Origin of the sequence: Alteromonas sp. H39 (genome assembly GCF_047556435.1) — a bacterium.
Taxonomy (GTDB): Bacteria; Pseudomonadota; Gammaproteobacteria; order Enterobacterales; family Alteromonadaceae; genus Alteromonas.
In genome coordinates this window covers 695413-709678 of the sequence record NZ_CP180210.1, presented here as the reverse complement: position 1 = coordinate 709678, position 14266 = coordinate 695413, and the positions used below count along the sequence as shown (strand labels likewise).

The 14266-nt window shown below is 49.8% G+C and carries 18 protein-coding genes; 11 read left to right on the top strand and 7 right to left on the bottom strand.

The window, feature by feature from the left end:
* The first annotated feature begins 89 nt into the window (after positions 1–89).
* The 9 genes from ftsB (at position 90) to rpoS (ending at position 6607) form a co-directional block, all read left to right on the top strand.
* A complete protein-coding gene (ftsB, locus tag ACLBLI_RS03025; RefSeq protein WP_414829692.1) occupies positions 90–380 on the top strand; it encodes a cell division protein FtsB in 291 nt (96 codons plus the stop codon).
* 9 nt (positions 381–389) lie between these two features.
* The gene (gene ispD, locus ACLBLI_RS03020; RefSeq protein WP_414829691.1) at positions 390–1112 is read left to right on the top strand and encodes a 2-C-methyl-D-erythritol 4-phosphate cytidylyltransferase; all 723 of its coding nucleotides are present in this window, start codon (positions 390–392) and stop codon (positions 1110–1112) included.
* Positions 1103–1588, top strand: a complete 486-nt coding sequence (ispF, locus tag ACLBLI_RS03015) for a 2-C-methyl-D-erythritol 2,4-cyclodiphosphate synthase (RefSeq protein WP_414829690.1) — start codon at positions 1103–1105, stop codon at positions 1586–1588. The genes ispD and ispF overlap by 10 nt, the downstream gene beginning before the upstream one ends.
* Positions 1579–2646, top strand: a complete 1068-nt coding sequence (gene truD / locus ACLBLI_RS03010) for a tRNA pseudouridine(13) synthase TruD (RefSeq protein WP_414829689.1) — start codon at positions 1579–1581, stop codon at positions 2644–2646. The genes ispF and truD overlap by 10 nt, the downstream gene beginning before the upstream one ends.
* Before the next feature lie 12 nt (positions 2647–2658).
* The gene (gene surE, locus ACLBLI_RS03005; RefSeq protein ID WP_218311605.1) at positions 2659–3402 is read left to right on the top strand and encodes a 5'/3'-nucleotidase SurE; all 744 of its coding nucleotides are present in this window, start codon (positions 2659–2661) and stop codon (positions 3400–3402) included.
* A gap of 52 nt (positions 3403–3454) precedes the next feature.
* The gene (locus ACLBLI_RS03000) at positions 3455–4090 is read left to right on the top strand and encodes a protein-L-isoaspartate(D-aspartate) O-methyltransferase (protein ID WP_414829688.1); all 636 of its coding nucleotides are present in this window, start codon (positions 3455–3457) and stop codon (positions 4088–4090) included.
* Complete coding sequence (locus ACLBLI_RS02995; RefSeq protein WP_414829687.1) at positions 4087–4665, top strand: YqaA family protein; 579 nt, start codon at positions 4087–4089, stop codon at positions 4663–4665. The genes ACLBLI_RS03000 and ACLBLI_RS02995 overlap by 4 nt, the downstream gene beginning before the upstream one ends.
* Positions 4666–4680: 15 nt before the next feature.
* Positions 4681–5535 (top strand): peptidoglycan DD-metalloendopeptidase family protein, encoded by an 855-nt coding sequence (locus ACLBLI_RS02990; protein ID WP_414829686.1) that lies wholly within the window; start codon positions 4681–4683, stop codon positions 5533–5535.
* 136 nt (positions 5536–5671) lie between these two features.
* Positions 5672–6607 carry an RNA polymerase sigma factor RpoS gene (gene rpoS, locus ACLBLI_RS02985; protein ID WP_414830889.1) on the top strand — a complete coding sequence of 312 codons (936 nt, stop codon included), beginning with the start codon at positions 5672–5674 and terminating at the stop codon, positions 6605–6607.
* A gap of 202 nt (positions 6608–6809) precedes the next feature.
* Here rpoS and ACLBLI_RS02980 read toward each other — a convergent pair whose 3' ends face one another.
* From ACLBLI_RS02980 to rplU, 5 genes are all read right to left on the bottom strand, one after another.
* Positions 6810–7091, bottom strand: a complete 282-nt coding sequence (locus ACLBLI_RS02980) for a hypothetical protein (protein WP_414829685.1) — start codon at positions 7089–7091, stop codon at positions 6810–6812.
* Positions 7092–7156: 65 nt separating this feature from the next.
* A complete protein-coding gene (gene folA / locus ACLBLI_RS02975; protein WP_414829684.1) occupies positions 7157–7660 on the bottom strand; it encodes a type 3 dihydrofolate reductase in 504 nt (167 codons plus the stop codon).
* An 8-nt stretch (positions 7661–7668) separates the two neighbouring features.
* A complete protein-coding gene (gene cgtA, locus ACLBLI_RS02970; RefSeq protein ID WP_414829683.1) occupies positions 7669–8823 on the bottom strand; it encodes an Obg family GTPase CgtA in 1155 nt (384 codons plus the stop codon).
* Positions 8824–9279: 456 nt separating this feature from the next.
* Positions 9280–9537 (bottom strand): 50S ribosomal protein L27, encoded by a 258-nt coding sequence (rpmA, locus tag ACLBLI_RS02965; protein WP_012517170.1) that lies wholly within the window; start codon positions 9535–9537, stop codon positions 9280–9282.
* A 15-nt stretch (positions 9538–9552) separates the two neighbouring features.
* Positions 9553–9864, bottom strand: coding sequence for a 50S ribosomal protein L21 (gene rplU, locus ACLBLI_RS02960; RefSeq protein WP_218311598.1), 312 nt, complete (start codon positions 9862–9864; stop codon positions 9553–9555).
* Between the two features lie 498 nt (positions 9865–10362).
* Between rplU and ispB the strand changes: the two genes are divergently transcribed.
* Together ispB and ACLBLI_RS02950 are read left to right on the top strand one after the other, a co-directional pair.
* Entirely contained in the window at positions 10363–11337 is a 975-nt protein-coding gene (gene ispB / locus ACLBLI_RS02955; protein WP_414830888.1) for an octaprenyl diphosphate synthase, read from the top strand.
* A gap of 397 nt (positions 11338–11734) precedes the next feature.
* A complete protein-coding gene (locus tag ACLBLI_RS02950; protein WP_414829682.1) occupies positions 11735–12172 on the top strand; it encodes a BLUF domain-containing protein in 438 nt (145 codons plus the stop codon).
* A gap of 28 nt (positions 12173–12200) precedes the next feature.
* Here ACLBLI_RS02950 and ACLBLI_RS02945 read toward each other — a convergent pair whose 3' ends face one another.
* Positions 12201–12917 (bottom strand): ZIP family metal transporter, encoded by a 717-nt coding sequence (locus tag ACLBLI_RS02945; RefSeq protein WP_414829681.1) that lies wholly within the window; start codon positions 12915–12917, stop codon positions 12201–12203.
* Positions 12918–12942: 25 nt separating this feature from the next.
* Positions 12943–14262, bottom strand: coding sequence for a Xaa-Pro dipeptidase (gene pepQ, locus ACLBLI_RS02940; RefSeq protein WP_414829680.1), 1320 nt, complete (start codon positions 14260–14262; stop codon positions 12943–12945).
* Positions 14263–14266 lie beyond the last annotated feature (4 nt).

Here is a 14266-nt window from a genome sequence, read left to right as displayed (position 1 = left end):
TAATAAGTCACAAATCAGGCGCAGCCACTGGCGGCGCCTGTCGCCCATGTTGGCGATAACTCCGAATCCAATAACAACAGGTGATAACCGTGTGGCAAGATAGATGGGTTACCATTGTATTACTGCTCTTGCTGGGTTTGCTGCAGTACCGGCTATGGTCAGGTAAAAACAGTATCCCGGACTATCTCGCGCGCGAACAGGAAGTCCATAAACAGTCTCTTCAAAATGCCAATCTGTCTCAACGAAATGCGCTGCTGCAAGCGGATATTAACGATTTGAAAATTGGCCTGGAAGCGATTGAAGAGCGTGCACGTAATGAGCTGGGACTGATTAAAGAAGGCGAAACTTTTTATCGTATTCTGCCTGCTGACAATGACTAAAATCAATTAATGAACACATCCCCCCGAATTATCGCGGTTGTTCCTGCTGCTGGTGTTGGTAGCCGTATGCAGGCTGATCGTCCCAAACAGTATCTGTCGCTGGCTGGCAAAACGATTATCGAACACACACTGGACGCCCTGATCAGTCATCCGGCTATCGAGCATGTCGTAGTGGCGTTAAGCCCACAAGACCCTTACTTTCATGCGTTGCCCGTTGCCGCAGCAGATTGGTTAACCATCGTCGAGGGTGGTAGCGAACGCGCAAACTCAGTTCTCAATGCGCTATCAGCATTACCTGAAGACTGTTGGGCACTGGTGCACGACGCCGCCCGCCCCTGCCTGAGTCACACTGATATCGACAATCTGCTTGGTGTGATAAGCCAGACCGGAATAGCCGGTGGTATTCTGGCAACTCCGGTAAGAGACACCATGAAGCGCGCAGTAAGCCAGTCGCATACCATTTCTCATACCGAGAGCCGCGACGACTTATGGCATGCGCTAACGCCACAATTGTTTCCCGCGCAGTTACTCAAAGATGCACTGACCTCATCACTGGCGCAGGAACGTCCCGTCACAGACGAAGCATCGGCAATGGAAATGGCCGGATTTACCGTCGCATTGATCGATGCCAACCCTGCCAACATAAAAATAACCCGCCCGGCAGATATGCCGCTGGCTGGATTTTATTTAGAACGTTTAGCAAAAGAAACACAGGACAATGTATGCGAATAGGACACGGATTCGATGTACACAAGTTCGGTGGTGATGGCCCCATCACCATCGGCGGTGTGCAAATTGAGTACGAGCAAGGCCTGATAGCCCATTCAGATGGAGACGTACTGATACACGCCCTATGTGATGCGGTGCTGGGCGCAGCGGCACTTGGCGATATCGGCAAACATTTCCCTGACACCGACGATGCTTACGCCGGTGCCAACTCACGCGAGTTGCTAAAGCACGTGATGCTACAGGTAGAAAAAAAGGGCTACAGACTGGTGAATGCTGATATGACAATTGTAGCGCAGGCACCAAAGATGGCTCCACATATCGACGCTATGCGCGACAATATCGCAGCTGACTGCAGTTGTCCGGTTGACGATATCAATGTGAAAGCGACCACCACCGAAAAACTTGGCTATACCGGACGTAAAGAAGGCATTGCCGCCCATGCGGTGGTGTTGCTGCAAAAGGACCCCTCATGGAGTTAACCACACAGCACTGGGAATATTTATATGGCCGACCGGTCTCTACGGGACTGTTTAAGTTTCAGGCCGACGATTTTCAGGTAACTGAAGAGTTAGGCTACGAGCCCACCGGTGATGGTGAACACCAGTTTGTGTTTATTGAAAAGGAAAACACCAACACGGCATATCTGGCTGAACAGCTGACCCGTTATACCGGCCTTCCTCTACGCCAGGTAACGTATGCTGGCAGAAAAGATAAATACGCTGTCACCCGCCAGTGGTTTGGCCTGCATGCACCCGGCAAGGCTGACTTCGACTTTTCCGGCTTCAATCTGGAAGGTGTTAAGGTATTGAAACACACCCGCCATAATAAGAAGCTGAAAACCGGTCAGCTAAAAGGCAATGCGTTTCAAATTCAGCTTCGCCAGGTGAACAACATCGAGGCGGTTGAAGACACACTGTCGAAAATCGCCACCCAGGGTGTGCCTAATTATTACGGCGAACAGCGCTTCGGCGTTATGCGTATGAACGATCAGGGCGAAGTGATGCGCGGCGGCAATCTGGTACTCGCAGAACGCATGATCCAGGGCGAAACGATTCGCCACCGCAATAAGCGTTCGATGGCGCTTTCCGCGTTACGAAGCTGGTTCTTTAACGAAGTGGTGTCAACGCGGCTTCAAAAACAGCAATTCAACCATGTATTGCCGGGAGATACGCTGGTACTGACGGGCTCCAACAGCTTTTTTGTAGATGATGGTAGTGATACCACCATTCCCCAACGTTATGAAACCGGTGACCTGTCACCTACAGCTCCACAATGGGGTGCGGGTAACTTACCCACTCAAGGCGAGGCGCGGGAACTGGAATGCGCCGTGGCGCAGGCCCATCCGCGGGTAACCGACTTTCTTGCTTCAGCCGGCTTTGAGCAGGAGCGCCGGGCGATAAAAATATGGCCTGAGCAGCTTGAATGGTTAGGTAAGGGTGATACATTAACGGTATCATTCAGTCTTCCCAGCGGATGCTTCGCAACGTCTGTGTTGCGGGAATGCATCGATATGGTCACTCCAATCAACAGCGTATAGTCAGGTAGATTCATGAAAATTTTAATGAGTAACGACGATGGCGTATTCGCAAAGGGCCTGGCGATTTTGCACCAGACCATTGCCAGCGAACACGATGTTACCGTAATCGCGCCGGACAGAAACTGCAGCGGTGCCTCCAATGCACTGTCGTTGCACCAGCCTTTGCGCATTCAGCAAATGGACAGCGGTTTTTATTCTGTGAATGGCACCCCTTCCGACTGTGTTCATCTAGGCGTAAACCGGTTTTTGAAAGAAGATCCTGAACTGGTGGTGTCGGGCATTAATCACGGCGCAAACCTGGGCGATGATGTGATTTATTCTGGCACTGTGGCGGCAGCAACAGAAGGCCGCTACATGGGCCTGCCGGCCATTGCCGTCTCTCTCACCAGCAAAAAGGGGGAACATTTTGAGACCGCCGCCCGCGTGGTGCTGGAAATTATCAAAAAATTGCAGAAGCACCCGCTACCGGCAAACCAAATCCTGAATGTAAACGTGCCGGATGTGCCATATGAGGAACTCAAAGGCATTAAAGTTACCCGCCAGGGCCGCAGACATCGTGCTGAAGGGATGGTAGAAGATAAAGACCCGTTTGGCAGACAAATTTTCTGGTATGGCCCGGCTGGGGCAGAACAGGATGCCGGCCCTGGAACGGACTTTGAGGCGGTGGCAAACGGCTATTGCTCTGTGACCCCGCTCAGTGTTGATATGACGGCTTACCAAAGCCTGGATGATATGAAGGACTGGATGGCGAAATAAGGACCCCGTCATCTGATAAAGATTGGTTTAATAAGGATAATAATAAGGTACCATGAGATCCTCTAGAAAAGGTGACGCGCTGGCCGAATTACTGTATTCGGAAGGCGTCAAAAACCAGAAAGTGCTGAACGCGATTGCCGGCACACCCCGAGAGATTTTTTTGCCGGATACCCTGAAACATAAAGCGTATCAGAATACGGCCTTGCCCATCGGTCAGGGGCAGACTATTTCGCAACCTTATATTGTTGCTAAGATGACGGAGCTGTTACTTGATGCGCCCAACCAGGCTGTCAATGTGCTGGAAATTGGCACCGGCTCCGGTTATCAGACCGCGATACTGGCGCAGCTGTTTCAGCGTGTCTATTCGGTAGAACGCATCAAGTCGTTGCAGTTTCATGCCAAGCGCCGGATGAACCAACTGGATTTACACAATATATCAATGAAGCATGGTGATGGATGGAAAGGCTGGCCCTCTAAGGGTCCTTACGATGCGATTATCGTAACGGCAGCAGCCAGTTCATTACCTCAGGATTTGTGCGATCAGTTGAAGGAAGGAGGACGTATGATCATTCCGGTTGGAGATGAGCAGCAGTCACTACTTTGCATTGATCGTGTGGACGGAGAATTGCGGACAGAAACCGTGGAATCGGTCAGATTTGTACCGCTGGTAGCAGGAGAGCTAATGTGAAAGTGTTTCAGCCGTGCTATGACCTTGCGATTCGCTGGTCCAGGCATCCTCATGCGAGTCGCTATTTAGGTGGTCTTAGCTTCGCTGAATCGATGTTTTTTCCTATCCCGCCCGATGTGATGCTGGCGCCCATGTCGCTGTCACAGCCATCGCGAGCCTGGTATTTCGCAATGCTTACCACATTAACGTCAGTCATTGGCGGCATTGCCGGGTATTTTCTGGGTTACTTTGCTTTTGAAGCCTGGCTGCAGCCCGTTATTGAATCTGCCGGTTACCAGCCTAAGCTGGATACTGCCATGCAGTGGTTTACCGATTATGGTGTATGGATTGTCTTTCTGGCAGGGTTCTCCCCTATTCCTTATAAAGTATTCACCATTAGCGCAGGTTTTCTGCACATGGCGTTTTTACCATTTGTGATGGCATCAGTAGTAGGCCGCGGAGCCCGATTCTTTCTTGTTGCAGGGTTGATGCGCTGGGGCGGCGCGGCAATGGAAGCGAAGCTTAGGCAATATGTCGAAATTCTCGGCTGGGCCGTCGTTGCACTCGCCGTGTTGGCGTATCTGATATTGCGCTAGGTCTGAACAGCGCGCATGCAGTACGCGGTATCCAGAACGTTTATTGTCATTCTTTGCTGCCTGGCGGTGGTATCCTGTGGCTCTACACCGCCAGCCCCTGTTGTTGTGCTCAATAGCCAGCCGATTGAAGATCAGGGCTTTCAGGGAGACACCTACACGGTAAAAAAGGGCGATACGCTTTACGCCGTAGCGTGGTACACCGGAAATGACTATCGCGATATTGCGCGATATAACAATTTACGCCCGCCCTACAATATCTTTCCAGGCCAGTCGCTGCGTGTAACCGCGCCCCAAATTGCCAAACGTAGTTCGAAATCACCGACCAAACCAACTGGTCAGACCTCGCCTAAAGTCTATACAAATACGGTTGACCGTACTAAAGAGCAGGCGTATGGTGAAAGTGAAAAAAATGTTAACAGGCAGCCACTTAACGACGTCAAAAAGCCGTCGAAAAGCGTCAAAAAGCGCGCTCCCAATGCCTTTCCTGATAAAGTGGAACAGTGGGTTTGGCCAGCCAAAGGTAAGCTGATTGCCACATTTAGCCAAGAAGAATCCGGTAATAAGGGTGTCGACATCCAGGCAGCACGAGGTACAAACATAGTGGCTGCCGCAGATGGAAAAGTCGTTTACTCGGGTAACGCGCTGAGAGGCTACGGCAACTTAATAATTATAAAGCATACCGACACTTTTTTGAGTGCGTATGCACATAACGACACAATAAAAGTAAAAGAACAGCAATGGGTTAGCGCAGGCGAACTTATTGCGACAATGGGGAATAGCGGTTCAGATTCGGTAAAACTTCATTTTGAAGTGAGGTATCGCGGTAAGTCATTAGATCCGCTGCGGTATCTGCCAACGCAACGTCCATAATAACTATAAATAATAATAAGAAATGAAAGGAGAGAACGTACAAAGGTAACCAAACAGAGCAGGAGATGCAGTTGTGGGTCAAACTAAAAACGCTGTAGTCGAACCGAAGTCTCGCGATGAATTAGATGACATGGAAATGTCAGCTGAAGTCAAAGCAGAAGCCACCTTGAACGAAGATGCGGATGACGATAACGAGGATATCGTGCTTCCCCAGGAAGAGCTCCCCAAAAACCTCGACGCCACCCAATTATATTTGGGAGAAATTGGCTACTCACCTCTGCTTACAGCAGAAGAAGAAGTGTACTTTGCCAGACGTGCCCTACGCGGCTGCGAAGCTTCACGTAAACGTATGATTGTCAGTAACCTAAGACTGGTTGTGAAAATAGCCCGACGCTATAACAACCGTGGTCTCGCGCTACTTGATCTTATAGAAGAAGGTAACCTGGGTCTGATCCGCGCTGTGGAAAAATTTGATCCTGAACGCGGTTTCCGCTTCTCAACATATGCCACCTGGTGGATCCGCCAGACCATTGAACGTGCCATCATGAACCAGACCCGGACCATTCGTCTGCCCATTCATGTGGTAAAAGAATTAAATGTCTATTTGCGCGCCGCTCGTGAGCTTTCACAAAAACTGGACCATGAGCCAACAGCTGAGGAAATTGCTGAAGCCTTGGACAAACCGGTTGATGACGTCAGCCGCATGCTGCGATTGAATGAACGTATTACGTCGGTTGACACCCCCATTGGTGGTGAAAACGATAAAGCCCTGCTGGATATTCTGGCTGATGAAAAAGAATATGGCCCGGAAGAAAACCTGCAGGATTCCGATATTAAAACCAACATTGTGAAATGGCTGGAAGATCTTAATCCCAAACAACGTGAAGTGCTGGCAAGACGCTTTGGACTGATGGGATACGAGCCTTCTACACTGGAAGATGTGGGCGCTGAAATTGGTCTGACCCGTGAACGCGTACGTCAGATCCAGGTTGAAGCCTTGCGTCGACTTCGCGATACCCTGGGCCATCAGGGGCTGACACTGGAAAACCTGTTTGCGCGAATGAGCGGCTGAGTTTTTCTTCCAAGCGAAAAAAGTAATGCCACGCGTGTGCGTGGCATTTTTATTGGTATTGAAATAACTCGCGTTAACACCTGACGGGCGTTGACTGTAGGCTTTGGCAGAGGCAGCATCAGCCACGCTGGCTACGCGTCACAGAACCGCTTATATCAGGTCCGGGACCGCATCCTTTCAGCTTACTATTGTACGAACTGGCTTAGTGCTCAGGCGCGCCCTCAATCATCAGTTCAATGCCTGCCTGAAACAGTCCCATCAACAAATAGTCCTTTCCGGTGCGGTTGCGTTTGGGCATATGGATACTACGTGGTTCATGCGGAGCAGGCACATTGAGCATAGGGTCATGCATCGTCGACAAGCTTTGATCGATGCGCTGCTGCTCTGCGGCATGCTCTACGGTGGTCTGAGTCAAATGATACGTCGATGCTGAACAGCCACTGATTAACGTCACTACTGCAGCAATTACCATAATCCTTTGCATCTGTTACTCCTTAACTTACTTGCTCTAGTTTATTCTTAACAACCGGCGAGAGCGTCTTATCAATCTTAGAGATCACGCTCTAGCGTTACAAACGTATAGGCATGCGGATTGCGATCATCGGGCTGATTTTCCTGTCGCTCAGCCTCCTTCCAGGACGCCTGCGCCTCATAATCCGGAAAACAGGTGTCGCCCTCTACCTCCAGCTCGATGAAGGTCAGGTAAAGTGTTTGTGAAGACGGCAGAAAAGCGTCATATATTTTCCCCCCTCCAATCACCATCACTTCATCGGCGGCATCCGGCGACGTCGTAGCTACACTCAGCGCCTCTTCCGGGCTAGCCACCACAATGGCATCATCCAGCGCGTAATCGGTTTGTGAAGATACCACAATGTTGGTTCTTCCGGGCAACGCACGTCCGATTGACTCATAGGTTTTCCGGCCCATGATGACCGGCTTGCCTAACGTGGTCTGTTTAAAGTGCTTTAAATCAGCCGGCAGGTGCCAGGGCATACCGTTGTCAGCGCCAATCACCCGTCCTTTTGCCATTGCTGCAATCATTGCAATTTTCATGGCCGTCCTTACTTGCGATATTCTACTTCGACGTCGTAATCGTCTTCATCCCAGTCATCATCATCGTCATCGTCGTCAACAGAGTCAACGGTATTGCGATGATAGGTATCCCATTGGAATTCCGTGGACTTTTCGTCTTCCTCGGTGCTCTCAGCCGGAAGGGTCTCGATGAAATTCATGATGTCGTGACATAACGGATCCAGGTTCATTTTCTGGAATGCCGAAATCTGATACACAGGGCCTTCCCATCCAAGTGCTTCAATCACACGCTGAGCACGCTCTTCTACTTCTTCTTCAAGTAGCAGATCCACTTTGTTAAAAATCAACCAACGAGGCTTAGCGGCCAGTTTGGGGCTATATTTTTCCAGCTCATTGATAATGGCCTGTGCGTTTTCAGCAGGGTCGCTTTCATCCATTGGCAGTAAGTCGACAATGTGTAACAGCACCCGACAGCGTTCAAGATGCTTTAAGAACTGAATGCCCAGTCCTGCACCTTCTGCGGCACCTTCTATCAGACCTGGAATGTCAGCAATCACGAAGCTACGCTGCGCATCCTGACGGACGACCCCAAGATTAGGAACTAACGTAGTAAAAGGATAATCCGCTACTTTAGGCTTTGCAGCAGAAACAGAACGGATAAACGTGGATTTACCGGCATTAGGCATACCCAACAAGCCGACGTCTGCAAGTAACATCAGTTCCAGTTTTAAATTACGGATCTCGCCCGGTGTACCATTGGTTTTAATCCGCGGTGCGCGGTTGGTACTGCTTTTAAATCTTGCATTACCTAAGCCGTGATAGCCGCCCTGCGCCACTTTCATTTTTTGGCCGTGGGTAGTGAGATCTCCAAGTACTTCGCCGGTCTCAGCGTCGGTCGCGCGGGTACCCACAGGGACGCTTAACGTCAAGTCTTCTCCACCACGTCCCGTGCAGTCACTGCCCTGGCCATTCTGGCCACGCTGGGCACGGTGGAAACGTTCGAAGCGGTAATCGATCAGGGTATTCAGGTTCTCGTCGGCTTGCAGATACACGCTGCCGCCGTCGCCTCCATCGCCGCCGTCCGGGCCCCCTTTCGGTACATATTTTTCACGTCTAAAGCCAATCACGCCGTTGCCGCCGTCACCAGCTTCAACACGAATTTCAGCTTCATCTACAAATTTCATTTATCGCTCCGAGTCGTTAAGACTGTGGGTTTACTACCGCATCAGGGCGGTATGATTCAATACCTATTCCTATAGCCGCTATCTGTTTCACGCCAGCTCACAAATGTGAACGCCAGACTTTCAGCAATAGGAATACGTACGGACTATTATTTTACACCATTCATCAGAATACAGCATGAAACTTTCCCGATGATGATGATGTGTTTACGGATGGCTACTTGAGAAACAGCCAGGAACATCACTGTATATTTTCATGCGCGCTTGCTGACATCTCTGACGCGGCTCGGTTTTCCTTACCAGCATTTCCCGTGTCAGGCGTATTTGTTGCACGCGGTGCGTTCATCGCAAAACGTAATGCCTTGCAGTTGCGCAATACCCTCATGATTCTCTTTACCAGAAACAAAAAACCCCGCAAGCGCGGGGTTTTTCAAAGCCTGTTCGGCGAGAGCTCTGCGCTTACTCAGCTACGATGCTCACGAACTTACGGTTCTTCGGACCTTTAACGTCGAACTGAACCTTGCCGTCTTTCAGTGCAAACAGGGTGTGGTCTTTGCCGATACCCATGTTGTCGCCTGCGTGGAAACGTGTGCCACGTTGACGAACAATGATGTTACCCGCAAGAACTGATTCACCACCGAAGCGCTTAACACCGAGGCGTTTACTTTCGGAATCGCGACCGTTTTTGGTACTACCACCAGCTTTTTTATGTGCCATGTGTTCGTGCTCCTATTATGCGTTGATACCAGTGATCTTCACTTCAGTGAACCACTGACGATGACCCATTTGTGAACGTGAGTGCTTACGACGACGGAACTTGACGATTTTTATTTTCTCGCCACGACCGTGTGTAATCACTTCAGCAGTCACTTTACCACCAGCAACAAGAGGAGTGCCGATTTTAACATCGTCACCGTTGCTAACCATTAATACATTGTCAAATTCAACCGACTCGCCTGGTGCGACTTCGATTTTTTCTAGACGAACGGTTTGGCCTTCGGCCACACGGTGTTGTTTACCGCCACTTTGGAAAACCGCGTACATATAAAACTCCGCTCTGCGTCACTTGACGCTTCAATTCAAAAAACAGGGCGCGAATTGTACGTGAAACATCCCGAGATAACAACCCCGAAAAACGCAAAAATAGATTATTTTTCACGCATTGCTGCATTTCTTTAACGAGGAGGCTGAAAACCACCGTTTCCGACCAGTACACCAAGCCGGACTGTCCCCTAAAGCACTGTTCAAAATTAGGTTTTAGTGCAGAACTTTGACGGTTACAAGCCTCTGGATCAGGCAATAATAGTCAGGATCGCAGTAGGATCGCCGCCTGACACCCCTTCACTTTGACGTAGTTTACAAGCTCAATTTCATGACCACAAGCATGTCAGTTTGCTGCATCCATTGTCTTCGCTAAACAACACGTTGACATAAAATTACGCTCAGCTGTGCTTTTTTCAGGCCGACAAGGTGGATAGTCTCGGGCTTTCAGGTACAATCTGCCCAAAATAAGCGATTACAAACAAAGACAGCCCAATGCCTATGGATTTAGATCAAATTCGTTCGCTCGCCGAAGACGATATGAAGGCGGTGAATGCGTTGATTCAACAGCAAGTCGACTCGGATGTCGCGCTGATTAACCAGTTAGGGTTTTACATCGTGAATAGTGGCGGAAAGCGATTGCGTCCGCTTCTTACCGTGTTGTCTGCACGTGCGATGGGAATTAAAAACCAGCAACATCACACACTGGCCGCTATTATCGAATTCATCCACACCGCCACGTTATTGCATGACGATGTGGTAGATGAGTCTACGCTTCGTCGTGGCCGCGAAACAGCCAATGCCATTTTCGGTAATCAGGCATCTGTTTTGGTTGGTGATTTTCTTTATACGCGTTCTTTTCAGATGATGGTAAGTCTTGAGCGTATGCGGGTAATGGAAATTCTGTCGGAAGCAACAAATCAGATTGCCGAAGGTGAAGTGCTGCAGTTAATGAACTGTAATGACCCGGATACCACCGAAGCGCGATACTTCGATGTGATATACGGCAAAACTGCACGCTTGTTTGAAGCCGCTACTCAGCTTGCTGCGGTGCTTACCGATCAACCCCAGCACATTGAACAAGCAATGCAGGATTACGGCAAGCATCTTGGTACCGCCTTTCAGTTAGCCGACGATATTATGGATTACACTGCTGACAGCGATGAAATGGGCAAGAACGCCGGTGATGACTTAGCGGAAGGTAAGCCTACTCTACCGCTGCTTTACGCCATGTGGCATGCAGAAAATAACGATGATAACGCGTTGATTCGTGATGCCATTGAAAACAATAACGGATTACCGCATTTGTCGCGTATCCAGAAGATTATGGCAAGCACCGGGGCTATCGATTATACCCTGAAGCGTGCGAACGAAGAGGTGCAAATGGCAATTGACAGCCTTTCAGCATTGCCTGATTCTGACTACAAATCTGCCCTGATTGCGCTGGCCAATATGTCAGTGGAACGAAGTAACTAATATCTTTATCTCCTAACAGCTTCACTCTTTTACTGCCGGCATGTTGAAATCAGCATGCCGTTCCCCGGGATGTCTGGCCGCCTCGTTTCCCACTTGTGAGGTGTAGTAGCTGACGCTGTTGTCCATACATCGTGGCGCGAGTGGCGCTACAACTTTTCATTTACTGCATGCACTGAATCGGGCTGAATTGATGTCTCTTTGCGAGCGAGCGCCTGACACGCTTTCACCTGAGAACCTGTCAGGGGAAATGCCACAGGATGAGACAAATCATTCTTCACCTTCTGCAGCAGCGTGGTCGAATTGGTAATCTGATGTAGCGACGCGCCGTTTGTACCAATAATACGATCCGATTATTTGCCACCACGTAAAAGACAAAACGACAACACGTGAAGTCTCCATGTTAAAACGCATTATTTACCGCAGTCATATCGCTGAACATGTTGGTGGTACCGAAATAAGACAATTAAGCATTCAGGCCAAAGCCACCAATTCTACCGTTGGTATTCAGGGCGCATTGATAGCTATTAATCGTTATTTTTATCAGGTACTTGAAGGGGAAGATGTCGTCCTTACCCCCTTATTGAAGAAGATTCAGTTGGACCACCGCCACTACGACTTTACCCTGTTGCAGGATTTGCCCATTGAGTCGAGCAAATTTGACGGTTGGGACATGACACTGATCATGTCACCGCCTCCGGATTTGGAAACCTGCATTGAGCAAATTAACACGGCGTTCGATAAAAAAGACACATCAGAAACTGTGCAGCAGCGGCTCTGCGAAGGACTTGTTTACATCATTCTGGGCGCCGTAGACATGAAACCGGCCCCCTTGTGATAATCATGTCATCCTGTTTTGATAGCCTTTATCCTTCCAGCATGTAGCCAATCATGCCGATAAGAAAACCTAATATACCTCCCAACGGCGGCAACCAGTGATTTTCCATTCGAATTTGTGGGGCAATGTCCTGCAGCACGGAATACAAAATGCCGCCCGCAGCGAATAGCATAATGCCGCTGATGACTACCGGATAATCAGCCAGCCAGAAATAGCCTATCGCGCTCATGATGGGGCCTAGCAGCGCCATAACACAGAACAGCAAGACAATTTTTTTCCGGTTATCCCGATCTTTTGCACGCATTTCCCGATAGGCATTAAAACCTTCAGGAAAGTTTTGTACCGTAATCAGCAGGCCAAGCAATAGGGTGCTGCCTCCTAACGCGGCAGTGGTGCCCAGCGCCAGTGATTCGGGGATAAAGTCGCTGAGCATCGCTGCAAGCTGACTGGCCGGGGTTTTGTTTTTTGCCAGATAGATGTCCAGTGCCATGAAGGCAAGCGCCCCGCCCACAAAACAAAGACAAGCCGCCAATACCGACACGTCTTTGATCCCCTCGGGCACAAGCACTAACGCGACTGCCGATACGAGTGCACCGGCTCCCAAAGCCAGGACACCGTGACGAAGCTCTTTTTCCCGCCATTTTGGCTGTATTCCCCGCCCGAACGCCAGCAGCGCGCCGGCGGGCATAGCAAGCCCGGCAATCAGCGACACGACGAGTAACGAGATGATTCCGGCGTCTGGCATCCCTGCGCTCCTGTGTGTTTAGACTTTACTTAAGACCTAAATCCCGGGTCATGTTTTCGTTGCGATCACGATGAACAATGATGTTGTCTTCAATACGAATACCGCCGAATGGACGATATTGTTCAATCGTATCCCAGTTAATATATTTTGAGGCTGGCGTTGCTTTCAGGTCAGCCAGCAAACTATCGATAAAGTATAATCCCGGTTCAATAGTGAACACCTGACGTGGCTCGACAACGCGGGTACAGCGAAGGAACGGATGCTCATCAGGTGATGGCTTAGGTGTGCCGCGATCATCATTCACCAGGCCACCAACATCGTGTACCTGCAGACCGAGGAAATGGCCAATACCGTGCGGGAAGAAGGTACGCGTAAGGCCCTGTTCGACAATGTCAGGCGCAGCCAGATTAACCATACCAGTATCATGCAGGATCTGAGCAATGCCATCATGCGCCAGCAGATGAATATCGGTATATGCCACACCCGGCTTAAGCGCATCACCTAAGGTCACCGTTACCTTATCGACAGCTTTAATAAGGTCCGCAAAGTGGTTGTCTTCCATCGCGTAGGTGCGGGTAATATCTGCAGCGTAGCCATGGTAATTGGCACCGGCGTCAATCAGGAATGAACGGTTTTGAGCAGGTGCTTCCGTATCGCACTGCATGTAGTGCAAAATCGACGCATGCTCATTTAACGCAACAATACTGGTATAGGGCACATCGTTGTCGCCCTGCCGCGACGCCTTGGCGTAAGCCAGGTTTATGTCAAACTCGCTGCCGCCCTGACGAAATGCCTCTGCAGCCGCATTATGGCCTGCCACTGCCAGCTTATTCGCTTCACGCATGCAGTCGAGTTCGTAATCGGTTTTATACGCACGCTGGTAATGCAGATAATGCAATACACGATCTGGATTGACGTTCTCAAAACCCAGCGCACGGGCCACTTCGATATATTCACCGATATAAGCCAGGCGGGTTTTGTCATATGGCAGATGCTTTTCTACCGCGTCAGCCTGCTTAAGCAAAATGATATCGAAGCTGTCCGTCCAGAAGTCGTTCGGTTCTGGCGGCACTTTATGCCAGAAATCTACCGGACGATAAAAAATCAGTTTGGGTTTATCTACACCATTTACCACCAGCCAGCAATTCGGGTTATCAACCACCGGCACCCAGGCTTTGAATTGCGGATTCACTTTAAATGGATAATGGTTATCATCCAGAAACAGGCGTTTACCCTGCCCGGAATGGATCACCAGCCCATCTAATCCCTCTCGTTGCAATGCTTCGCGGGTGCGGGCTTGCAGCTCTTCAATGTGTGCCTGATACGTTGCCTTGTGGTCAGTCATAAAA